This is a genomic window from Gammaproteobacteria bacterium, from assembly GCA_016199745.1.
In the GTDB taxonomy this organism is placed as follows: domain Bacteria; phylum Pseudomonadota; class Gammaproteobacteria; order Acidiferrobacterales; family Sulfurifustaceae; genus JACQFZ01.
On sequence record JACQFZ010000042.1, the window covers coordinates 37,857 to 61,254 of the forward strand.

A 23,398-nucleotide genomic window follows, 5' to 3' on the forward strand; every position below is an offset into this window, starting at 1 on the left:
AACTACCAGCGCTGACGCGAAGAACGCGCGGCGCCATCCAGCGTGCCTGAATCTGATCATTGTTATATTAAAAATGTACGCTCTTAGTTATTGAAGGTTGTATTGAAGCGTTTCCGTTCTACCACCTCGGCGTATCTGCAGGCTCACCTGTGCGGCACCGCCGCTGCTGCCGAGTTGTTGGTAAAGCTTCATGACGTCTTCGACCGTGTTCACCGGTTGCCCGTTGACCGTGTTGATGACATCGCCTACACGCAAGCCTAGTTTTTCGTACATACTGCCCGGTTGAATCTCCCGTACCAGGAACCCGCCGCTCGCATGCGGCACCATCAGCGCTTGGCTGAGGAATTCAGGTTTTTGCATTTGTTGATTCATCGACTGACGATCGACCGTAAAGTTTCGCTGGTCGATACGTTGCACGGCGTTGTCGGCGTTCGATGGGCCGGCGGCGACGATCGAGCCGTCGGCTAACGCCGGTCCAATATCCTTAAGCATCAGGCTTTCGGTCCTGGCGCCGCGTTGAATCAGCACGCGGTCGGAATAGACCGCATATAGCGTTGCGCCGGGAATAATGTCTTGGCCGACTGCAAACGGGGTTTCCGGTCCGCCATCGGCGCTAATGAGGGCAACGCTGCCGTTCGGTGTCGCGAGAACGCCGCTTAAGACGAGGTTCAAGCTGCTCAACGGAATGTTCTCCAGCGACACCTTGCCGTTGTTCACAGGCGCTGCCTGACCAAAGATATTAGTGGATAACAGAGCGGTGAGATCGTAGTCGGCGGTGATGTCATTTGCCGTTGCCAACGACTCGGCGGGTGTTGCCATCGGCGGGGCCAATAGGCGCCAGGTCCATTGCGCGGCGCTATACGCTAGCAACGCGAGCAGCAGGATATTGAGTGTGACGATTACCCAGCGCCGAGCAAGCCAATGCTCCAGCTGCTCGAGAAAATGCGGCACAGCAGCATCAGACGTTGGCGACATGGGTTGAGCCGATAAATCCATGGTCGGAAGTATACTACGCATCCCTTTGAAAACCCTTACAGAATACTTTTCACTTTTTCCGTCTTATCTGGTCATCGCTACCGTCCGTGAGGATAGTTGCGATCCGGAGTGGCGCCTAGCTGATAAGGCGACAAAACCTGCACAGTAAACGGGCTTAAAGAAGGGTCACTTTGCCCGCTCAAAAGCCGGCACGCATGTTGAGTAAGATGCTAATGTCCGGCGCGGTATAGACCCGTATATCTTCCGAAAAACCGAGATCCACCGTTACATCCTTAGACGCGGTCCAAGAGCCGCCAAAGATCAGCTGTACGGTCGATAGACCCAAGGGCCGCATTTCCGTGTCGTCGTAAAACGGGGTATGGGCATACAGCGCGGCTTTAAAGGTGACGGGCTCCCATACAGTCAAGCCAACACCGGTACCCAAAAAGGCGACAACCCGGCGCTGCAACGACGACAAAACTTCACCGTCGCCAAGCCAAAGTAGGCCGCCGTTCGCATGGCCGCTCCAACGGCCGGTGCAGACGCCGCAGCCAGCGGCGAACCAGATGGCCGCATCAGCGGCGCCGCTGCCGAGCAACTTGTCGGCATTGCCGGTGGGTAGCTTGAGGCTAGTATGCAGCGCGACATCGACACTGCCGCCACTGGCTAGCGCCCAGGCGCCGGTTAAGCGCACATCGCCGACGCCGTCGGTTGCGTTGCGGAAATTCAGCAGGTCGACGCCGTCACGACGATAGCTGTAGATCAGTTGATTGTCCTCGACCTGGGGGCGCCCACCTTGCTTTTGGTTGAAGGTGTCATGCCACGACTCGATGAAGCTATCGAGCGAGCCGCCGCTGTGCGATAAGTGCGGAATCTCGATGCCGAATTCGCCATAGGCGGTACCAATGGAAAAGTTGACGTTCGTGCGATGGGTCTCACCGTCGATAATGAGTTGTTCGTTACCACGTTGCTCGTGCACGAAATAGTTGGCGACCTCGTAGCCAACGCCGGCGGTGCGCTTGTCGCGGGCTAAGACACGCGCGGCGCCGAGCGCGGGTAAGCCGAAAATTTGCGCGAACGGTGTTTGGTTGTACATCGGCAGCGGATCGGTGTCGCGCGCGTGCGCGGCGATAGGTAGTGCCGTGGTAATAAGTAGGAAGAGTCGTATTAGTCGTCGCATTTATTTTTACTCGCAACCTCGCCAGTATAGAGTGCGGCGATGTGCGGTGCCGACCGGTAGACGATTTTGCATTGCGGACCACAACGCTTTTGGGGTGAAATAGCCAAGTGACCTCACCGTTTGTTCATTTGCGTGTTCATTCCGAGTTTTCCTTAGCCGACGGCATTGTCCGCACACCGGATCTTGCTGCTGCCGCGGCTACGGCAGGCATGCCTGCGGTCGCGCTGACCGATCTCGCCAATGTTTTCGGTGCCGCCAAGTTTTATCAAGACGCGGTCGCCGCCGGCGTAAAGCCGATCATCGGCGCCGATCTTTGGCTCACGCATACCGATCCGCACAAGCCGCATCGGCTGACCTTGCTGTGCCAGAACCTCGACGGCTATCGCAACTTATCCCGATTAATCACCCGCAGCTACCGCGAAGGCCAACAAACCGGCCGCGCCTGCGTCGCCCGCGAATGGCTGGACGATGCGACCGACGGATTGATCGCGCTCTCCGGCGCGCACGAGGGCGAACTCGGCATTGCCTTGCTCGGCGCGAATCGCGCTACCGTCGGTGACTTGGCGGTCGCGTATCAGCGCTGGTTCCCGAATCGTTTTTACATTGAGCTGCAGCGTACCGCACAGTCGCGCCAAGAAGAATACAACCACGCCGCCGTTGCCTTCGCCGCTGACGCCGGATTGCCGGTGGTGGCGACCAATCCAGTGATGTTTCTGAAGCGTGAAGAGTTCGAGGCGCACGAAGTCCGTGTCTGCATTCAAGAGGGGCGGGTGCTGTCGGACAGCCGCCGGCCGCGGCGGTTTACGCCCAATCAATATTTCAAATCGGCGGCGGAAATGCAGCAGTTGTTCGCCGATGTGCCGGAAGCGCTGGCGAACACCGTCGAAATCGCCCGCCGCTGCAACTACCGCCTGGAGTTCGGTAAGTATTACCTGCCGAAGTTCGAAGCCGCCGGCAGCAGCGGCGGTGAAGACGTCAACGATGTGTTGCGCCGCAATAGTTATGAAGGGTTGGCGCAGCGCATGGCGAGCATGGCCGACGCCGAACGCGCGGCGAAATTATCGAGCTATCAAGAACGGCTAGATCTCGAGATCGGCGTGATCGCGAAAATGGGCTTCGCCGGTTACTTCTTGATCGTCGCCGACTTTATTCAATGGGCGAAAAGTAACGGCATTCCCGTCGGTCCCGGCCGCGGTTCCGGCGCCGGCTCGTTGGTGGCGTACGCCATCGGCATCACCGAGCTTGATCCGATCCAGTACGAGCTGCTGTTCGAGCGCTTCCTGAATCCGGAACGCGTGTCGTTGCCGGACTTCGACATCGACTTCTGCGTGGAGCGGCGCGACGAGGTGATCGAGTACGTCAAACAACGCTACGGCGCCGATAAAGTCGCGCAAATTATTACCCACGGCACGATGGCGGCGCGCGCGGTTGTACGCGACGTCGGCCGCGTGCTCAGCCAGTCGTATGGATTCTGCGACAAGTTGGCGAAACTGATTCCGTTCGAGATCGGCATGACGCTCGATCGTGCGCTCGAAGTCGAGCCGCTGCTAAAAGAGCGTTACGACAAAGAAGAAGACGTGCAGTCGCTGCTCGACACCGCGCGCATGCTCGAAGGCCTCGCGCGTAACGCCGGCAAGCATGCCGGTGGTGTCGTTATCGCGCCGAGCCCGCTGACCGATTTCATGCCGCTCTACTGTGAGCAGGGTGGACACGAAGCGGTCACGCAGTTCGACATGGAAGACCTCGAGAAGCTCGGGCTGGTGAAGTTCGACTTTTTGGGCTTGCGCACGCTGACGATCATCGATAAAGCGGTAAAGCTGATCAACCGCGAGCGCGCCAAGATTGGCGAGGCGCCGGTCGTAATAGATCAGTTGCCGATTGATGATCCGGCGACCTACGCGTTGTTGAAGTCGTGTAAGACGACGGCGACGTTCCAGCTCGAATCGCGCGGCATGAAGGACCTGATCAACCGGCTGAAGCCGGATCAGTTCGAAGAGATCGTGGCGTTGGTGGCGCTGTTCCGCCCCGGTCCGTTGCAGTCGGGTATGGTCGACGATTACATCAATCGCAAGCACAAGCGTGTCGCTGTCAAATATCCGCACCCGAGTCTCGAGCCGATCCTGAAGCCGACCTACGGTGTCATTCTGTATCAAGAACAGGTAATGCAGATCGCGCAGGTGCTGTCGGGCTACTCGCTTGGCGGCGCCGACCTGTTGCGGCGCGCCATGGGCAAGAAGAAGCCGGAAGAGATGGCGATGCAGCGCGAGAGCTTCGTCGACGGCGCCCGTGATCGCGGCGTCGATCCGAAGCTCGCCGCCGAAATTTTCGATTTGATCGAGAAGTTCGCCGGCTACGGTTTCAACCGCTCGCACTCGGCGGCGTATGCGTTGATCGCCTATCAAACGGCGTGGCTCAAGGCGCATTACCCGGCGGCATTCATGGCGGCGGTGTTGTCGTCCGATATGGACAAGACCGACAAAGTTGTGACCATGACGGCCGAGTGCCGCGACATGAAGTTGAAGGTGTTGCCGCCCGATATCAATCGCTGCGAATTCGAGTTCGTGCCGATCGACGACAAGACCGTGCTCTACGGCCTTGGGGCGATCAAAGGTCTTGGTGAATCGGCCATCGATTCGATCCTGCACGTGCGCAATAGCAACGGTCCGTTCCGCGATCTATTCGATTTTTGTCAGCGCATCGACTCGCGCAAGGTGAATCGGCGTGTGCTCGAATCGCTGATCAATGCCGGCGCGCTCGACGGCCTTGGTACCCACCGCGCCGCGTTAATAGCGTCGTTGACCAAGGCGTTGGCCGAAGCCGACCAACACGGCCGTAATCGCGAGGCCGGGCAGGTCGACATTTTCGGCGGCGATGCGCCGCCGCTTGAATCGCCGACCTATGAGGTCGTGCCGGAATGGACCGAAGAGCAGCGCCTCGACGGCGAGAAGGAAACGCTCGGGCTGTACTTGACCGGCCACCCGATCGCCCGCTACAGCGACGAGCTGAAACACTTCACCAGCGCCACCATCGCCGAGCTCAAACCGACCGCGGACCGGGCGGTGGTCGTCGCCGGCCTGGTCGTCGCCATGCGTGCCATGCAAACGAAGCGCGGCGACCGTATGGCCTTTATTACCCTGGACGATCGCACAGGGCGCCTGGAGCTGGCGGTTTTCTCCGAGCTATTCGAGCGGTATCGTGCGTTGCTGGTCAAGGACACGCTGTTGGTGGTTGAGGGGCATGTCTCGGTCGACGAGTACACCGGCGGATTCAAAATGTCCGCGGAGAAGATCTATAATATCGACCAGGCGCGCGCCGCTTTTGGTTCTCGACTCGTTATCCACGTCGATGCCGCCAAGGCGGCAAATGGTTTTATGGATGAGCTGAAAGAAATCCTCGCGCCGAGCCAGGGACCGTGTCCGGTGTGGTTACGCTATCGCAGTGACATTGCCGAAGCGGATATCGTTTTGGGCGAAGAGTGGAGGATCAATCCTAACGCTGCGGTACTCGAGCGACTGACTCGCTTAGCGGGTAATAACAACGTTCGTCTCGAGTACCGCTGAAGGTCGCCCGCTGGCGGCCGCGACAATGCGGGCTCCCAACCAACAATTTCAACGGCGCGTGCGCAGCACGGCGCCTGAGTCTGAGAATGAACCATAATTATTTGGACTTTGAACAGTCCATCGCCGAACTGGAAGCGAAGATCGAAGCGCTGTCTTCAAGCTCCGACGGCAAAGATTTGAATATCAGCGAGGAGGTTAAAAAGCTGCGGCAAAAAAGCCGACGGCTGACCGAATCGATTTTTACCTCGTTGACGCCGTGGCAGATCTCGCAGCTCGCGCGTCATCCGCTTCGACCCTACACGCTCGATTACATCGGCCGTATGTTCACCGACTTCGAAGAGCTGCATGGCGACCGCGGCTACGCCGATGATCCGGCAATCGTCGGCGGTCTCGCCCGGCTCGAGGGCCGGCCGGTGGTCGTGATCGGTCATCAGAAAGGCCGCGATACGCGCGAGAAGGTGCGGCGCAACTTCGGTATGCCGCGGCCCGAAGGTTATCGCAAGGCGTTGCGTCTGCTGCGCATGGCCGAGACGTTTCGGTTGCCGGTGATCACGTTCATCGACACGCCGGGCGCGTATCCGGGCGTCGGCGCCGAAGAGCGCGGACAGAGTGAAGCAATCGCGCGTAACTTGTACGAGATGGCGCGGCTGGAGACACCGATTATTAGCGTCGTCATTGGCGAGGGCGGCTCCGGCGGCGCACTGGCGATCGGCGTCTGCGATCGATTGCTGATGTTGCAGTACGCGACTTACTCAGTGATCTCGCCGGAAGGTTGTGCATCGATTCTGTGGCGCGCGGCCGATAAGGCGACGTTGGCGGCCGAAGCGATGGGCATTACCGCCGAGCGCTTGTCACAGCTCGGGCTAATCGACACGATCGTGCCGGAGCCGCTCGGCGGCGCGCATCGCGACATCGACGACATGACCCGCCGCTTGAAGACGACGTTGCACGACACGCTGCGCGATCTATCGACGATCGCGCCCGATCAGCTGCTTGATGGTCGCTACGCCAGGCTGATGCAGTATGGAGAATTCCAAGAATAGCGAGACACCGGTATCGAGTGAGCGCCGTTTTTCCATCGACGCGCTCGCGGCGGTGCTCACGGTCGATCTCGCGCTGACCCCCGATGTGCCTCTGTACGTCGCTTACAGCGGCGGCCTCGACTCGCATGTGTTGCTGCATGCGTTGGCGGCGTGGCGCGCACAGGCGCCGTGGCGTGTGCACGCGTTGCATGTCGATCATGGGTTGCAGCCGATGTCGATTGCGTGGGCGCGCCACTGTGCCGCTGTCTGCGCCGCGTTGGGTGTGCCGTATCAGTCGGATCGGGTACAGGTGCAGCGCATCGACGAGCTCGGTCTGGAAGACGCTGCGCGCCGCGCTCGTTACACGGTGTTGGCCGATCGATTACCGGCGGGCGCTGTTTTGCTGACGGCGCATCATCAAGACGATCAGGCCGAGACGGTGTTGTTGCAATTGTTGCGCGGTGCCGGTGTCCACGGGCTCGCCGCCATGCCGGTGAGTGTTGCGTTCGCCGGCGGTCGTTTGCTGCGACCACTACTTGGATTTCGGCGCGCGGCATTGGCCGAGTATGCCGCTGCTCATGGGCTACACTGGGTCGAAGATATGAGCAACGTCGATACCCGGTTCGCGCGTAATTTCGTGCGTCAGCGTTTGTCGCCGGTGTTGACCGAACGTTGGCCGCAGAGTGTCGAGCGTATCGCTCGGTCCGCGCGGTATCACGCTGAGGCGGCGGAGTTGCTCGACGAGTTGGCATGCGCCGATCTCGATCACGCCAGCGACAACGCCGGCGAGTTGAAAATTAGCGCTGTGCAATCGCTTTCCGCCGCGCGTCAGTCGAATTTGTTGCGGTATTGGATCCGCGCGCAACAACTGGACGTGCCGTCCGAGCCGGTGCTCCAACAAATTTTGCGACATGTGCGCCATTGTCCGGAAACGCGGCACGCCATCGTGTGTTGGCGCGGTGCCGAAGTGCGGCGTTATCGTGATCGTTTGGTATTGATGGCGCCGACATCTGCGCCGCCGGCGGATTGGCAAGCGTTGTGGCAACCGAGTGAGCCGCTCGCCATTGCCGACACCGGTTGGTATTTACGTGCCCGGTCGACCGTCGGTGAGGGCCTGGCGCGCGCCTGCCTCGCCGGCAAGACCGTACGCGTGCAGTTGCGGCGCGGCGGCGAGCATTGTCAGTTGCGCGGCCACCGGCATGAGCTGCGGAAATTGTTGCAAGAAGCGGGTGTGCCGCCGTGGGAGCGGGCGCGGTTGCCGCTCATTTATCTTGGTGATGATCTCGCGGCTATCGGTGATCGCTGGATATGCGAGCCGTTCAACGCGCGTGCTGGCGAGCCGGGATTCGCGTTAGTGCTTGAACAGATTGTCTGAAATCGCTGTTGTTGCGTCTGAGAAACAAAGAATGCCTTCAATTTCTGATTGTGTGCCCCAGTGCCATCTGGTAGCTTGCGATTCCGTTCCGGTGTCCACTGCGGACGCCGATTCTAACGGGCTCCCCCATGACTAAATACGTGTTTGTCACTGGCGGCGTGGTGTCTTCCCTCGGTAAGGGAATCGCCTCCGCCTCCCTCGCTGCTTTGCTCGAAGCCCGTGGCCTGAAGGTTACGCTGCTCAAGCTCGATCCTTATATCAACGTCGATCCGGGCACGATGAGCCCGTTTCAGCATGGCGAAGTGTTCGTCACCCAAGACGGCGCTGAAACCGATTTGGATCTCGGCCATTACGAGCGCTACGTCCGCACGACGATGAACAAGCGCAACAATTTCACTACTGGCAAGATTTACGAGAACGTCATTCGCAAGGAGCGGCGCGGTGATTACCTCGGTGCAACGGTGCAGGTGATTCCGCACATTACCGACGAGATCAAGCATTGCATCGAAGAAGGTGCCGGCAACGCCGACGTGGCCCTGGTTGAAATCGGTGGCACGGTCGGCGACATCGAATCACTGCCGTTCCTCGAAGCGATCCGGCAGTTGGGTATCGAGCAGGGTTCGAGCAATGCCGTATTCCTGCATTTGACGTTGGTGCCTTACATCGGCGCCGCCGGCGAATTGAAAACCAAACCGACGCAACATTCCGTCAAAGAATTACTGTCGATCGGCATTCAGCCGGACGTGCTGCTGTGCCGTGCTAATCAAGTATTGCCGGACGACGAGCGCCGCAAGATCGCGTTGTTTACGAACGTGCCAACGCGGGCGGTGATCTCGGCGCCGGACGTCGACAACATTTATAAGATCCCGCGCTTGCTGCACGAGCAGGGCCTCGACGAAATCGTCGTCGAGAAGCTGCACATCAACGCCCGTCGCGCCAACTTGAGCGAGTGGGACAAGGCGGTGTACGCCCAGGAGCATCCGACCGGCGAGGTGAATGTCGCCATGGTCGGCAAGTACATCAACCTGACGGAAGCCTACAAGTCGTTGTCAGAATCGCTGCGGCACGCCGGCATTCACACGCTCACCAAGATCAACATTAATTACATCGACTCCGAGCGCATCGAGACCGAAGGTACGAAGTTGCTCGAAGGCATGGATGCGATCCTCGTACCTGGCGGTTTCGGCGAGCGCGGCATCGAAGGCAAGATCCGCGCGGTCAACTACGCGCGCACGCAGCGCATTCCGTATCTCGGCATTTGCCTCGGCATGCAGGTGGCGGTCATCGAGTTCGCGCGCAACGTCGCCGGCCTCAAGAACGCACACAGCACCGAGTTCAATCCGAAAGCGCCGTATCCGGTAATCGCCATGATGTCGGAGTGGGTCACGGCCGAGGGCGAGCGTGAAAAGCGCTTGGTCGGTTGCGATCTCGGCGGCACCATGCGTCTCGGCGGTCAGGAATGTAAGCTCGCGCCCGACACGCACGTACGCGAGTTGTACGGCAAAGAATCGATCAACGAACGCCATCGGCACCGCTACGAATTCAACAACCAGCACCGGGCGTTGTTGCAAGAGAAAGGATTGGTCATTGCCGGTACCTCGGTCGACGGTAATCTGGTCGAGATCGTCGAGCTCAAAGATCATCCGTGGTTCGTCGGCGTGCAGTTTCATCCGGAATTCACTTCTACCCCGCGCGACGGCCATCCGTTATTTAGCGGTTACATCCTGGCGGCCAGAGAGCATCGCGCAGCGCGCGCATCGAAACCCCAGGTAGCGATCCCATGAAGCTTTGCGGTTTTGAGGTTGGCCTCGATCGGCCGTTTTTTCTCATCGCTGGACCGTGCGTTATCGAGTCCGAGACGATGGCCTTGGACACAGCCGGTCAGCTCAAGGAAATCACCGCCAAGCTCGGCATTCCGTTCATCTATAAGTCGTCGTTCGACAAGGCCAACCGCAGTGCGCATACGTCGTTCCGCGGTCTTGGTATGGAGAAAGGTCTCGCCATCCTCGAACGCGTGAAGCGTGACATCGGTGTGCCGGTCCTGACCGACATCCATGACGCTCCCGAGGTCGAGCCGGTCGCGGCCGTGGTCGATGTGCTGCAAACGCCGGCGTTCCTCTGTCGGCAGACCGATTTCATTCAAGCGGTCGTCCGCGGCGGCAAGCCGGTGAACATTAAGAAGGGCCAGTTTCTGGCACCGCATGACATGAAGAATGTGGTCGATAAAGCGATCGCTGCCGGCGGTAAAGACCGGATCATGGTGTGTGAACGCGGTGCGTCTTTCGGCTATAACAATCTGGTTTCCGACATGCGCGCGCTTGCTATCATGCGCGAGACCGGTTGTCCGGTGGTATTCGATGCCACGCACTCGGTGCAGTTACCGGGCGGGCAGGGCACGAAGAGCGGCGGTCAGCGCGAATTCGTCCCGGTCCTGGCGCGGGCGGCGATTGCCGCCGGTATTGCCGGTATTTTTATGGAGACCCATCCAAACCCGAACGAGGCTCTCTCCGACGGCCCGAACGCCTGGCCGCTCGGTCGCATGCGCGACTTGCTCGAGACCTTGAAAGAGCTCGATCTCGCCGTGAAGCGCCGTGGCTTTGCCGAAGCGTCGCTGTAAGCCTAAAAAAACAAGGAAATGCGTCATGTCAGTCATCAGTGAAATTCATGCTCGTGAAATTCTCGACTCGCGCGGTAATCCGACAGTCGAAGCCGACGTCACCCTTAAGTCCGGTGCTTTCGGTCGCGCCGCCGTTCCATCCGGCGCGTCGACCGGTAAGCACGAAGCGGTCGAGCTGCGCGACAACGATGCCAAGCGTTATCTCGGCAAAGGCGTCAAGCAAGCGGTGGCCAATGTGAACGGTCCGATCCGCGACAAGCTGCTCGGGCAGAACGTCGACGATCAAACAGCGATTGATCGGACGATGCTGGCGCTCGACGGCACCGACAATAAATCGAAGCTCGGTGCCAACGCCATTCTGGCGGTCTCGCTCGCGTGTGCCCGTGCGGCCGCCGCCGATCACCAGCAACCGTTGTATCGTTACCTCAATCCCAACGGTCCGTATCTGTTGCCGGTGCCGATGATGAACATCATCAACGGTGGCGCGCACGCCGATAATAACGTCGACTTCCAAGAGTTCATGGTGCTGCCGGTGGGTGCGCCGAGCTTTTCCGAAGCCTTGCGTGCCGGTGCGGAAATTTTTCATTCGTTGAAGAAAGTGCTGCACAGCCAGAAGCTCAACACCGCCGTCGGCGACGAAGGCGGATTTGCGCCTAACCTGCCGTCGAACGAGTCGGCTATTCAGGTGATCCTCGAAGCCATCGGCAAGGCCGGTTATCGCGCCGGCACCGACGTATTTCTTGGCCTCGACGTCGCCAGCTCCGAGTTTTACCGCGACGGTCGTTACGAGCTCGACGGCGGCAAACAGAAGCTGACGTCGACCGAGTTCGTCGCGATGCTCGAAGACTGGGCCAATCGTTATCCAATCATCTCCATCGAAGACGGCTGCGCCGAAGAAGATTGGGACGGCTGGGCCGAGCTCACGCGTCGTCTTGGCAAGCGCGTGCAATTGGTCGGCGACGATTTATTCGTCACCAATTCGAAAATTTTGCAACGCGGCATCGACAAGGGCGTCGCCAACTCCATCCTCATCAAGGTCAACCAGATCGGCACGTTGACCGAAACCTTGGACGCCATCCGCATCGCCAAGCAGGCCGGCTACACCGGTGTTATGTCGCACCGTTCCGGTGAAACCGAAGACAGCGTTATCGCCGATTTGGCGGTCGCAACCGGTGTCGGTCAGATCAAGACCGGATCATTGTCGCGCTCGGATCGCGTCGCCAAGTACAACCAGCTGCTGCGCATCGAAGAAGCGCTCGGCCGCGACGCGCGCTACCCCGGCCGTGCCGCGTTTCGGCAAAGCATTGCCGGTGGCTAATTCTGACCGTGCTTAGCGTGCGACCCCTGCGGCTGGTGATCGTGGTGCTGGCCGCACTGTTTGTCATGTTGCAGTACGCGCTGTGGTTTAGCGACGGCGGCGTGTTCGTGACCTGGAAGCTGCAACGCGAGATCGCCGCGCAGGTCCAGGAAAACGCGCGCTTGAACGATCGCAATCAGACCTTGGCAGCGGAAGTCGTCGATTTGAAGCAAGGTCTGGCGGCGATCGAAGAGCGGGCGCGTGCTGAGCTCGGCATGGTGAAGAAGGGCGAGACGTTCTATCAGGTGGTGGATCCGGCGGTTAGTCCGGATAAGAAGTGAATAGCAACCACAACAACAACCGCCCCCACCCTAACCCTCCCCCGCAAAGGCGGGGGAGGGAATAAAAAAGCAAAACCAAAAACCTGCCCGCCGTGATGTCGGGTGGCAGCTTTGCTGTTCACGCTGTATTCGAATCCGCGTGGGCAAAAAAGCGTTGCCCACCCTACAACAGCCACATTCCCTCCCCCGCAACAGCGGGGGAGGGTTAGGGTGGGGGGTGAGTGAAATGGGTAGTTGTTGTTGCAGTTGCGGTTAATCCCCGTGTCGCGCATTCCGAGCATCGGCGCTTTTGGCCTCGAGCGCGCAGGAAGCGCGCGTCTGGCTCAACCCAGGGATGGGTTGTGCCAGACATAGTTAGTGAGCCAAAAGTGAGAAGCGCAGGATGCTTTGCGCCACCCCGGGGGGTGCTTCTCTTTGGTGACTTTCTCTTGCACCAGCAAGAGAAAGTCACCCTGGGTTGCGGGGCGGAGCATCCCGCTGATTACATTTATTACATCGACAGACATCGCCCCAACGGGGCGATTCAATCACTGAACCGAATAAGGCAACGCCCGCAATTCCAATCGCGGCCCATCCGCTTGCCGCAGATGCAATTCCCCAGTTTGCACGCTGCTCAATTGAATCACCGCCAATAAATCGTAACCACCGTTCCCGCCGGGCTGCGCGCTGACCACCGTCCCAGCAGCCTGCCCGGGAAGATCAGGCGCATAAATCGGATCGCCCGGACGCGGCGCATCGGCGACGGCGACATGGGCCCGGAACATCCGCTCCTTCAAACGCCCGCGATAGTGCACACGCGCAACGATCTCCTGACCCGGGTAGCAGCCCTTGGTAAAACTAACGCCGCCGATCAATTCGAGATTCACGGTTTGCGGAACGAATGCCTCATTCGTTTCCGGCACCACGGTCGGTATGCCCGCCATAACGTCGTGCCAGGCCCATGCACCACGTCCTGCCGGCACAGCGCCTGCTTTCAATTTCGCCCACAACGACGGCGCCTCTGCCGGCGAGCAAATGATTTCGAGACGCGGTTGAATACCCGGCAATCGCAGTACCACGAATGTTTCGCTGGCGACGCTGCTATCGATGTCGTCGGCAACCACGCCGGTCGCGTTCTTTACCACCGTTACGGCGTCGGCCCCAGCGACGCCGATACGTACGAACGATTGGTCCGCGTTCTCGATCTTAACTTTCGCGCGCAACACATAAATTCGCAGGCGCTTGATGATGTCGTCACGCAGCGTAGACGGAAACTGCAAGAGATAGTCATCAGCGATTTGAAAGACGCGGAGTAGAACGAGCAGCCGCCCCTTTGGACTGCACCAGCCGGCAAGTTGGCTACGACCCGCGTCGACTAGAGCGACGTCGTTCGTGAGTTGCGCGTTGAGAAAATTTTTGGCGTCCGGTCCGCTGACGCGAATAAGCGAAAGATGCGACAAATCGACCAGCACGTTGCTGTCGATCGCTGCACGTCGTTCGTGATCGGCGTCGCCGAAGTCGCGCACACCGCCATCATCGAATATGGCACCATGCTCCCGCAGAAATTGGATCCAACTCTCGCTCATCTCAGTCGCTCCGGCGTCTTCACACCTAGTTGTTTTCCTCTATAATACTCAGCCCGCGCTTCTTGCGTTCGGGGTACGGGTGCGGGTCGGGGCAGACGCCGCCGCGTAGCGATCGGAAAAAATTTCATGGATGGGATTTTTTCGGCTCTCAAACTACACACAACTATACATTCATGCGGAAAAACGCGAAGCGTCCTGTTTATTTAAATTTATTACAAATTCGGTTGCCGATCGGCGGCGTTGTGTCGATCATTCACCGAATTACCGGCGCTGTCATGGCGTTATTGATCCCCTTCGCGTTGTGCGCCTTACAGGCGTCACTCGAAAGTCCCGAGCGCTTCGAACAGGTGCGAACGAGCTTGAGCGCGGGCATCGGCCGTGCGGCGATGTTGCTGATGTTGTGGGTGTTGATCCAGCATCTTTACTCCGGCATTCGTCATCTGTTGATGGACGTCGATGTCGGCGTCGAATTGGCTCCCGCCAGGCGTAGCGCATGGTTGACGCTCGCTGCTTCCGTGACCACTGTTGTCCTGCTCGGAGTATTTCTGTGACTCGTTCGCGTCCGCTCGGAAGTGCGCACCGCGGCTTGACCGCATTCTTGGTGCAGCGCGTGACGTCGCTTTATCTCGGCGGTTTCACGATTTATCTGATCGTTTACCTGTTGCTGAATCCTATCAAGGACTACGCTGCCTGGACCGGTTATTTCTCCGCCGGCGCAGTGCGCTTGGCGTGGGCGATCTTTATCGTCAGCCTATTGGCGCATACTTGGGTCGGGCTGCGCAGCATCTACATGGATTATCTCAAGCTAACGTGGGTGCGTTTCACCGTTAGCTTGTTGACCGCGCTCGCGTTGATCGCGATGTCGTTGTGGGCCGCGCAGATTTTGATTCGAGGGGTGGTATGAAACTTCCTGTTCGTCGTTTCGACGCCATCGTCGTTGGTGCCGGTGGCGCCGGTTTGCGCGCGGCGTTGCAATTGTCCGAGGCTGGTCTCAAGACCGCGGTATTGTCTAAGGTGTTTCCGACGCGCTCGCACACGGTGGCGGCGCAGGGTGGTATCGGCGCCGCGCTCGGCAATATGGGCGAAGACAATTGGCTGTGGCACATGTATGACACCGTCAAGGGTTCGGATTATCTCGGCGACCAAGACGCGATTGAATTTTTGTGCCGGACCGCGCCCGAGGTTGTGATCGAGCTCGAGCATTTCGGCATGCCGTTCGATCGCAATGACAACGGCACGATCTATCAGCGGCCGTTCGGCGGTCATTCGCAAAACTTCGGCGAGAAGCCGGTGCAGCGCAGTTGCTGTGCCGCCGACCGTACCGGTCACGCGATGCTGCACACGCTCTATCAACGTAACGTGCGCGCCAACACGCAGTTCTTCGTCGAATGGATGGCGCTGGATTTGATTCGCGATGCTAGCGGCCAAGTGCTCGGCGTCACGGCGCTCGAAATGGAAACTGGCGATGTTTCGATTCTGCATGCGCGCGCGACCATCTTCGCTACCGGCGGAGCGGGGCGCATCTTCGCCACCAGTACTAACGCTTTTATTAACACCGGCGACGGTCTCGGCATGGCGGCGCGTGCGGGTATCGCGCTCGAAGACATGGAGTTCTGGCAGTTTCATCCGACCGGTGTTGCCGGCGCCGGCGTGCTGATTACCGAAGGTGTACGCGGCGAGGGTGGGTTTCTGCTGAACAAAAACGGCGAGCGTTTCATGGAGCGTTACGCGCCGAACATGAAGGATCTTGCCAGCCGCGATGTCGTCTCACGAGCGATGGCAACGGAAATCAAAGAAGGCCGCGGCTGCGGTAAAGACGCCGACTATGTGTTGCTCAAACTCGATCATCTCGGTGAAGAAAAGATCGAGAAGCGCCTGCCGGGTATCCGCGAGATCGCCAAGAAGTTCGCCAACGTCGACCCGGTGGTCGATCCGATCCCGGTGGTGCCGACCGCGCATTATCAAATGGGCGGTATTCCGACCAACTATCGCGGCGAAGTGGTGTTACCGAAGGGTGGTAGCCCGGCGGTACCGGTGCCGGGCTTCTATGCCGCCGGCGAATGCGCTTGTGCATCGGTGCACGGTGCCAATCGCCTCGGTACCAATTCGCTGACCGATCTCGTCGTATTCGGTCGTGAAGCCGGTAACTCGGTCATCCGTTTCCTCAAAGAAAATCCCGGTCTCAAGGACCTTCCGCAAGACGCGGCCGATCGGACGCTGGCGCGGTTGGCGCGGCTCGATGGTCAGCAGAATGGCGAACGCGTCGCCGATGTCGCCGCCGAGATGCGCAAGACCATGCAGGCGCACTGCGGCGTGTTTCGTTTTCCGGAGTTGCTGGTCGACGGTGTGCAGAAGATCAAGCAAGTGGCGGAACGTGTTGGCCATACCGAGATCAAAGACAAGTCGAAGGTATTCAACACCGCGCGTGTCGAGGCGCTCGAACTCGACAATTTGATCGAGGTGGCGGTGGCGACGCTGGTGTCGGCCGAGGCGCGCAAAGAAAGCCGCGGCGCCCATGATCGCGCCGATTTCCATAAGCGCGACGACATCAATTGGTTGAAGCACACGCTGTACTTCAAGGCTGGCCACAAGCTCGATTACAAACCAGTGCACCTAAAGCCGTTGAGCGTTGACGGTTTCGAGCCGAAAGCGCGCACGTACTGATTTGCGTATTACGAGGAAAACGAACCATGCGTTTCTCCGTTTACCGGTATAACCCGGAGACCGACTCCAAGCCGTACATGCAGGACTATGACATCGAGTTGCAGCCGTCCGATCGGATGCTGCTCGACGCCATTGTCCGGTTGAAGGAGGCGGACGATTCGCTCACCTTCCGCCGTTCATGCCGCGAAGGTATTTGCGGCTCGGACGCGATGAACATCAACGGCAAGAACGGTCTAGCCTGCGTAACGCGTATCGCCGACTTGAAGGAGCCGGTGGTGCTGAAACCGTTGCCGGGTCAGCCGGTGATTCGTGACTTGATCGTCGACATGACGCAGTTCTTCAAGCAGTACCACTCGGTCAAGCCGTATGTGATCAACAAGGAGCCGGTGCCGGAGAAGGAGCGGCTGCAGTCGCCCGAGGAGCGCGAAAAGTTGAACGGGCTGTACGAGTGTATTTTGTGCGCCTGTTGTTCGACAGCGTGCCCGTCGTTTTGGTGGAATCCGGACAAATTCCTCGGTCCGGCGGCGTTGTTACAGTCGTATCGCTTCATCGCCGACTCGCGCGATCAAGCGACCGGCGAGCGCCTCGATGATATGGAAGATCCGTACAAGCTGTTCCGTTGCCATACCATCATGAACTGTACCGAGGTGTGTCCGAAGGGGTTGAACCCGACCAAGGCCATCGGTCACATCAAAGAACTGCTGGTCAAGCGCGTTACATGATGACGGCGGTGAGTGACGACCGCCGCGAGGCACGCGTGCGCTGGCACTGCCGGCGCGGTTTGCTCGAGCTCGATGTGTTGTTGGCGAGGTTTCTCGAGCGCGACTATCCGCAGCTGACGGCAGACGAGCACACCGCACTCGATCGGTTGTTGGAATTACCGGACAACGAGTTGCTCGATGGTTGTTTCGGTATCGTAACTTTAGACGACCCGGCGCTGCAGGCGCTTGTACAAAAAATCGCCCGATAATATTTCCCTCGAACTGCGCGCGTCGCCGCTGCTCGCGCTCGTTTTTGTCTTAACGCATACCGGTGCGTTGATATTCGCGCTGTTGTTACCGCTGCCGGTTGCCGTTCGTGTTGCGCTGTCATTCACGCTTTTGATCAGCCTTTACCGCACGTTACGCCAACATGTCTGGCGACGCGGGCCTAACGCTGTGGTGGGCATTGCCTCGGCGAGCGTGCCGGGGGAGTACACCATTCGTTTTGCCGGTTCTAATGCACACTATGCCGGCAAGCTGATGAGCCGTTGGCTACAGCCGTGGCTGACGATACTCGTGGTGCGGTTGGCCGATCGCCGTTGGCCGGTGAGCGTCATTATTCCCGCCGACGCGGTGACGGCGGAAAACTTCAGACGCTTGCGGGTACAGTTGCGTTTGAATAGCGCGGCGGAGTGAGCACCGTTTCCTGATTGGCGTAACGCGGATCCGGCGTCGGATAATCGCGCGTGTAGTGCAAGCCACGGCTTTCCTTGCGCGATAGCGCCGAACGGATGATCAGCTCGGCCACCAGCACGAGATTACGCAACTCGATCAGATCGTTGGTCACACGGAAGTTTCGGTAGTACTCGCGGATTTCTTCGCTCAGCAATTCGATCCGTCGGTGGGCACGTTCTAAACGTTTAGTCGTGCGGACGATGCCGACGTAGTCCCACATGAAGCGCCGCAGCTCGTCCCAGTTGTGCGACACCACGACTTGTTCGTCGGCGTCGGTCACGCGGCTTTCATCCCAACGTGGTAAGCGTGTTAGGGCGACGGCGCTTAACTCCCCAGCAGTTAAACGAGCGTTGATATCTTCAGCGGCGGCGGCACCATACACCAGGCACTCCAGCATCGAGTTGCTCGCCAGCCGGTTGGCGCCGTGCAGGCCGGTATAGGAACATTCACCGATCGCGTAGAGCCGGTCGATGTCGGTGCGACCGCGCAGATCGGTAGCGATACCGCCGCAGGTGTAGTGCGCCGCCGGCACGACCGGAATCGGCTCGCGTGTCATGTCGTAGCCGAACTGCAGGCAGCGTTGGTAGATCGTCGGGAAATGTTCTTTGATGAAATCCGCCGGTTGATGACTGATGTCGAGATGCACGAAGTCGAGGCCGCGGCGTTTCATCTCGTAGTCGATCGCGCGCGCGACGATGTCGCGCGACGCCAGCTCGCCGCGTGGGTCATGCGCTTGCATGAACGGTTCGCCGTCCGGCAACAGCAAACGACCGCCTTCACCGCGCACCGCTTCGCTGATAAGGAACGACTTCGCGCGCGGGTGATAAAGGCACGTCGGGTGGAACTGCATGAACTCCATGTTTGCCACCCGGCAGCCGGCGCGCCAAGCCATGGCAATGCCGTCGCCGGTAGAGGTGTCGGGGTTGCTGGTATAGAGATACACCTTCGAAGCGCCGCCGGTAGCGAAGACGACGCAACCGGCGCTTAGCGCGCGCACTTCGCCGCTTTGCTTATGCAGCGCATACAAACCCACGCAGCGGTTGGGGCCGGACTGACTGAGCTTGTTGCTCGTGATCAAATCGATCGCGAGCCAATGTTCGAGAAAATGAATATTCGGATGCTGCCGGGCGCGGGCAATCAGCGCGGTTTCGACGGCATGGCCGGTGGCATCGGCGGCATGTACGACGCGCCGGTGGCTGTGGCCGCCCTCGCGAGTGAGATGGAATTCAGGAGCGCCATCGTCAATGTGCTCGGCTGTCGATCGCTGCGGATCGGTGGTAAACGGCACGCCTTGTTGCAACAGCCAGTTCACGACCTCCGGTCCGCGACGCACGGTATATTCAACTGCGTCGCGCCGGCACAGTCCGGCGCCGGCCACCAAGGTATCCTGCACATGAGCGTCAAACGAGTCGGCCCGTGTATCGAGGACGGCGGCAACGCCGCCTTGGGCGTATAGGCTCGAGCCCTCGGTTGCCATTTCCTTGGAAAGAACCGTGACCTGCGTGCGCTCGGCCAAACGCAGGGCCAGGCTTAGGCCTGCCAGGCCGCTACCGACGACGAGTACATCTGCATGCGCGGGTGAGGACATGGGTGAATTGATTTAGAGGCGACGCGTAGTAGTTGTTACAGGCGCGTTATCCTATCATAGCGCCCGGTTTAGCTTGATGAGACAAGCGCCGGGTGGGGATTGCGCAACAACAATTGTAAATGCCGGTCAAACACGCGAACTTTATTGACTAGTAACGGTCTGTTACTGGCAGCGAGTCGCTGCACGTGTCCGACACAAGGTCAGCACTACTGATGTCGGAACGCAGCATTGATCAGAAATTAGTCGCCCGGGTGCAGCGTGGCGAGAAAGCGGCTTTTGATCTGCTGGTACGGAAGTACCAGCACAAGGTGATCAAGCTGGTGGCGCGCTATGTGCGCGATCGGGCCGAGGTCGAAGATGTCGCTCAAGAGGCCTTTATTAAGGCCTACCGTGCCATCGGCGGTTTCCGTGGCGAGAGTGCGTTCTATACTTGGTTATATCGGATCGCCGTGAACACCGCTAAAAACTATCTCGATTCCCAGGGGCGCAGGCCGCCTAACACGGATATGGAAGTGGAAGGCGCCGAGCTGATTGAAAGCGGGGAGCATCTTCGCGACCAGGCGACGCCCGAGCGTAGTCTCCTGACCGATGAGATTGCTAGGACCGTCAGTCGTGCTATTGAATCGCTGCCGGAAGATTTGCGTACTGCCATCATGTTGCGCGAAATCGAAGGGTTGAGCTACGAGGAAATTGCTCAAGTCATGGAGTGTCCTATCGGTACCGTGCGTTCCCGCATCTTCCGGGCACGCGAGGCGATCGATAACCAATTGCGACCGTTGTTAGAGAAGTGAGCCGAGCCTGTATGAGCGAAAAGTTGTCTGCTTTTATCGACGCGGAATTGAGTGAGCACGAAGAGCACCAGGTGCTGCAAACGCTGCAGCGTGATGACAAGCTGCGGGGTACCTGGGAAAGGTATCATTTGATTCGCGCAGCAATGACGCGACAGCTGGAGGCGGTGGCGCCTGCCGGTTTCGTCGATGGTGTGCTCGCCCAGCTAGACGAGCCGGAAGAGACCAACCGCCGGTTGCGTTTCGGCCCATTGGCCGCCGGTTTTGCCTTGGCAGCATCGGTCGCCACCGTATCTATCGTTTCTCTGCAGAGCTTTCTGAATACGGCGACACCGGTGGTAGCCGTTAATAATGTTAAGAATACGGAAACGCAAACGGTCGCTACTGTCTCTGCGCCGACGGTAACCGCTATTGCGCCGACAGCAACATCGGTAGTGCCGTCTGACGGCGAGCGCTTCAATGCTTATATCGTCGGTCACAGCGAGTTTGTTTCGACCGAGGGCATGGGTGGCATTTGGCCGTATGCCCGCGTTGTGACGCATGACGTTGATGGGAATCTTCCGGATAAATGAGTCCGCTCGGTCTTCCTGCGCCTGTTTCCGCGATTTGTCTGCTCTTAATAAGTATTCCAGTTTATGCCGCTGCCGAGGCGCAAGACTGGTTGATACGGATCAATCGGGCAGCACGTGAGCTGAATTACGATGGCGTGTTCGTTTATCAGCACGGTGCTCAGCTCGAGACCATGCGTATCCTTCATCGCGTCGTTGATGGCGGAGTTGAAGAGCGGTTGGTTTCGCTGACCGGGCCGGCGCGTGAGGTCATCCGTACCGAACGCGAGGTCCGTTGCTATTTGCCGGATCAAAAATCAGTTGTCGTCGAGCCACGTCGGCTCAACCATAAAAACTTTCCCGCCATCCTGCCCGATCAGTTGCCTGGGATTGGTGAGAATTATGTCATCGAGCTCGGCCGGCCGGCGCGCGTCGTCGGTCGCAACGTGCAACGCGTGTTAATCCGGCCGCGTGACGATTACCGTTACGGTTATCAGTTGTGGGCGGACGACGAAACCGGGTTGCTGCTCAAGGCGGACATCACCGACAGCAAAGGTGCGGTGCTTGAGCAGTTCATGTTCACCCAGGTCAATATCGGCGGCGATATCTCGCCCGCATCGCTGTTGCCGCAAACACCGACGACCGAGCTCAAGTGGCACCGCGATACTGAGGTACCGACGCCGTCGACCGAGAGCTGGCGGGCGATGCGGTTGCCCAAGGGCTTCAAACTTTCGCGCACCGTTATTCGCAAGATGGCGCTTGGCGGACGCTTGGTGCAGCAGTTGGTGTATACCGACGGCTTGGCAGCGGTGTCGGTATTCGTGGAGAAGCGCAGCGAGCATGCTGAGCCGATCAGAGAATTGCCGACGCGTGTGGGCGCGTTGTCGGCGCATAGCCGACCGGTCGACGACCACTATGCGACCGTCGTCGGTGCAGTACCTGCTAAGACGATTACCATGATCAGCAATTCGCTTGTTCCCGCCCCGGGACCGTAGGTCATGCGCCAGCCCGTTCGCTGTTTTCCGTCGACTTGGCTCTGGCTCGGTATATTTTTGCTGGCGCCGGCATTAGCGAACGCGCGCGATCTGCCTGACTTCGTAACCTTGGTGCGTAAGCACGAGGTTGAGGTCGTTAACATCAGTACGGTCTACCAGCCGAAGGGTGTGCGGCCGCCGTCATTGATGCAAGAACAGGAAGAAGACAACGAAGATCCGAACGACGGATTTCGCGGCGGCCCGTCCAGCGATGGTACGTCACTCGGTTCGGGTTTCGTTATTTCCGACGATGGTTATGTCATTACCTGCGCGCACGTTGTTGAAGGAGCGAGCGAGATCATGGTTCGCCTGGCCGACCGCCGCGAGTATCGCGCGCGCTTGGTAGGCGCTGACCGACGCAGCGATATTGCCTTGTTGAAAATCAATGCCACCAATTTGCGGTCGGTGGCAATCGGCAATCCGACGGATCTTGCGGTAGGCGATTGGGTGTTGGCGATCGGCGCGCCGTTCGGTTTCGAAAGCTCGGCGACCTCGGGCATCGTGTCAGCGAAAGGGCGCAGTTTGCCGAGCGAAAACTACGTACCGTTTTTGCAGACCGATGTCGCCATTAATCCCGGTAACTCTGGCGGACCGCTGTTCAATTTGAAAGGCGAGGTCGTCGGCGTCAATTCGCAAATCTATAGCCAGACCGGAACCTTCATGGGGTTGTCGTTCGCCATTCCGATCGACATCGCCGTGCGTATCGCCGAGCAATTGAAGCGCGAGGGCGGCGTGCACCGCGGTTGGCTCGGCGTACGTTTACAGGAGGTGACGCATGGTTTGGCGGCGGCATATGGTCTCGATAAACCGCGTGGTGCATTGATCGCCGACATCTTGCCGGCCGGTCCGGCGGCCCATTCCGAGCTGAAAAGCGGCGACATTGTGCTCGAGTACGAGGGCCGACCGATCGCATTGTCATCTGAGTTGCCGCCGCTGGTCGGTTTGACGCCGCCCGGCACGGTAGCGCGTATGAAATTGTTCCGACGAAACCAGGGTGCGGTACAAGCGGCGGTAAGGGTCGGCGAGTTGCGGGAAGAGCAGCTGACGCGGGTGTCGGCGGTGCCACGTACTGACGGCAATAATGGCCAACATCTGGGCATCGTCTTGAGTGAACTCACGGCAACGCAGCGCAAACATCACGAGGTCCAAGCGGGTGTCAGCGTCGACGACGTACTCGACGGGCCGGCGCGCGAGGCTGGATTGCATGCCGGCGACGTTATCGTTGATATCGACGGCCGGCCGATCGCCGGTGTCGGCGGATTTTATCGATTGTTAGCCCAGGCGAAGCCCGGCGCCCCGGTGGTATTGCGGGTCCGTCGTGGGGCATCGTCGGTGTATATGGCGCTGACTCCCTAGATAACGCCGAAATCGGTTATGCTACGCGCCGCGTGGGACGGGCCGGCCGGGC

21 protein-coding genes are annotated in these 23,398 nt (G+C 59.2%); 17 read left to right on the forward strand and 4 right to left on the reverse strand.

Translation table 11 applies throughout. The features are described 5' to 3' along the window. Positions 1–87: 87 nt before the first annotated feature. Together HY308_09865 and HY308_09870 are read right to left on the reverse strand one after the other, a co-directional pair. A complete protein-coding gene (locus HY308_09865; protein MBI3898588.1) occupies positions 88–975 on the reverse strand; it encodes a PDZ domain-containing protein in 888 nt (295 codons plus the stop codon). Positions 976–1,174: 199 nt separating this feature from the next. Then, a complete protein-coding gene (locus HY308_09870; GenBank protein ID MBI3898589.1) occupies positions 1,175–2,155 on the reverse strand; it encodes a DUF3187 family protein in 981 nt (326 codons plus the stop codon). Between the two features lie 107 nt (positions 2,156–2,262). On the opposite strand from HY308_09870, the gene dnaE reads away from it, so the two are divergent. From dnaE to ftsB, 7 genes are all read left to right on the forward strand, one after another. Beyond that, positions 2,263–5,715, forward strand: a complete 3,453-nt coding sequence (dnaE, locus tag HY308_09875; GenBank protein MBI3898590.1) for a DNA polymerase III subunit alpha — start codon at positions 2,263–2,265, stop codon at positions 5,713–5,715. Between the two features lie 86 nt (positions 5,716–5,801). Further along, positions 5,802–6,758, forward strand: coding sequence for an acetyl-CoA carboxylase carboxyl transferase subunit alpha (gene accA, locus HY308_09880; GenBank protein MBI3898591.1), 957 nt, complete (start codon positions 5,802–5,804; stop codon positions 6,756–6,758). Continuing rightward, positions 6,739–8,112: a tRNA lysidine(34) synthetase TilS gene (tilS, locus tag HY308_09885; GenBank protein ID MBI3898592.1), complete on the forward strand. Its 1,374-nt coding sequence runs from the start codon at positions 6,739–6,741 to the stop codon at positions 8,110–8,112. The genes accA and tilS overlap by 20 nt, the downstream gene beginning before the upstream one ends. Positions 8,113–8,240: 128 nt before the next feature. Further along, positions 8,241–9,896: a CTP synthase gene (locus HY308_09890; protein MBI3898593.1), complete on the forward strand. Its 1,656-nt coding sequence runs from the start codon at positions 8,241–8,243 to the stop codon at positions 9,894–9,896. After that, a complete protein-coding gene (gene kdsA / locus HY308_09895; protein ID MBI3898594.1) occupies positions 9,893–10,729 on the forward strand; it encodes a 3-deoxy-8-phosphooctulonate synthase in 837 nt (278 codons plus the stop codon). Before HY308_09890 ends, kdsA begins: the two co-directional genes overlap by 4 nt. 25 nt (positions 10,730–10,754) lie before the next feature. Next, entirely contained in the window at positions 10,755–12,047 is a 1,293-nt protein-coding gene (eno, locus tag HY308_09900; GenBank protein ID MBI3898595.1) for a phosphopyruvate hydratase, read from the forward strand. 26 nt (positions 12,048–12,073) lie between these two features. Continuing rightward, the gene (gene ftsB, locus HY308_09905; GenBank protein MBI3898596.1) at positions 12,074–12,367 is read left to right on the forward strand and encodes a cell division protein FtsB; all 294 of its coding nucleotides are present in this window, start codon (positions 12,074–12,076) and stop codon (positions 12,365–12,367) included. A gap of 527 nt (positions 12,368–12,894) precedes the next feature. On the opposite strand, the gene HY308_09910 is transcribed toward ftsB, so the two are convergent. Further along, positions 12,895–13,932 carry a folate-binding protein YgfZ gene (locus HY308_09910; GenBank protein MBI3898597.1) on the reverse strand — a complete coding sequence of 346 codons (1,038 nt, stop codon included), beginning with the start codon at positions 13,930–13,932 and terminating at the stop codon, positions 12,895–12,897. A 173-nt stretch (positions 13,933–14,105) separates the two neighbouring features. Here HY308_09910 and sdhC point away from each other — a divergent pair, with 173 nt between their 5' ends. The 6 genes from sdhC to HY308_09940 are packed head-to-tail and all read left to right on the forward strand — an operon-like array spanning position 14,106 to position 17,993. Beyond that, positions 14,106–14,483 carry a succinate dehydrogenase, cytochrome b556 subunit gene (gene sdhC / locus HY308_09915; protein MBI3898598.1) on the forward strand — a complete coding sequence of 126 codons (378 nt, stop codon included), beginning with the start codon at positions 14,106–14,108 and terminating at the stop codon, positions 14,481–14,483. Then, the gene (sdhD, locus tag HY308_09920) at positions 14,480–14,836 is read left to right on the forward strand and encodes a succinate dehydrogenase, hydrophobic membrane anchor protein (protein ID MBI3898599.1); all 357 of its coding nucleotides are present in this window, start codon (positions 14,480–14,482) and stop codon (positions 14,834–14,836) included. Before sdhC ends, sdhD begins: the two co-directional genes overlap by 4 nt. Beyond that, positions 14,833–16,596, forward strand: a complete 1,764-nt coding sequence (locus HY308_09925) for a succinate dehydrogenase flavoprotein subunit (GenBank protein ID MBI3898600.1) — start codon at positions 14,833–14,835, stop codon at positions 16,594–16,596. Before sdhD ends, HY308_09925 begins: the two co-directional genes overlap by 4 nt. 26 nt (positions 16,597–16,622) lie before the next feature. Then, a complete protein-coding gene (locus HY308_09930) occupies positions 16,623–17,318 on the forward strand; it encodes a succinate dehydrogenase iron-sulfur subunit (GenBank protein ID MBI3898601.1) in 696 nt (231 codons plus the stop codon). Continuing rightward, positions 17,318–17,566 carry a succinate dehydrogenase assembly factor 2 gene (locus HY308_09935; GenBank protein MBI3898602.1) on the forward strand — a complete coding sequence of 83 codons (249 nt, stop codon included), beginning with the start codon at positions 17,318–17,320 and terminating at the stop codon, positions 17,564–17,566. Before HY308_09930 ends, HY308_09935 begins: the two co-directional genes overlap by 1 nt. Continuing rightward, positions 17,544–17,993: a hypothetical protein gene (locus HY308_09940; protein MBI3898603.1), complete on the forward strand. Its 450-nt coding sequence runs from the start codon at positions 17,544–17,546 to the stop codon at positions 17,991–17,993. Before HY308_09935 ends, HY308_09940 begins: the two co-directional genes overlap by 23 nt. Here HY308_09940 and nadB read toward each other — a convergent pair. After that, entirely contained in the window at positions 17,947–19,620 is a 1,674-nt protein-coding gene (nadB, locus tag HY308_09945; GenBank protein ID MBI3898604.1) for an L-aspartate oxidase, read from the reverse strand. The genes HY308_09940 and nadB overlap by 47 nt on opposite strands. Before the next feature lie 212 nt (positions 19,621–19,832). Between nadB and rpoE the strand changes: the two genes are divergently transcribed. Genes rpoE through HY308_09965 form a run of 4 tightly spaced genes read left to right on the forward strand, consistent with a single transcriptional unit; the run spans position 19,833 to position 23,346 of the window. Then, positions 19,833–20,411, forward strand: a complete 579-nt coding sequence (gene rpoE, locus HY308_09950) for an RNA polymerase sigma factor RpoE (GenBank protein ID MBI3898605.1) — start codon at positions 19,833–19,835, stop codon at positions 20,409–20,411. Between the two features lie 11 nt (positions 20,412–20,422). Next, complete coding sequence (locus HY308_09955) at positions 20,423–20,980, forward strand: hypothetical protein (GenBank protein MBI3898606.1); 558 nt, start codon at positions 20,423–20,425, stop codon at positions 20,978–20,980. Continuing rightward, positions 20,977–21,951 carry a MucB/RseB C-terminal domain-containing protein gene (locus HY308_09960; protein ID MBI3898607.1) on the forward strand — a complete coding sequence of 325 codons (975 nt, stop codon included), beginning with the start codon at positions 20,977–20,979 and terminating at the stop codon, positions 21,949–21,951. Before HY308_09955 ends, HY308_09960 begins: the two co-directional genes overlap by 4 nt. Positions 21,952–21,954: 3 nt before the next feature. Then, entirely contained in the window at positions 21,955–23,346 is a 1,392-nt protein-coding gene (locus tag HY308_09965; protein MBI3898608.1) for a Do family serine endopeptidase, read from the forward strand. Positions 23,347–23,398 lie beyond the last annotated feature (52 nt).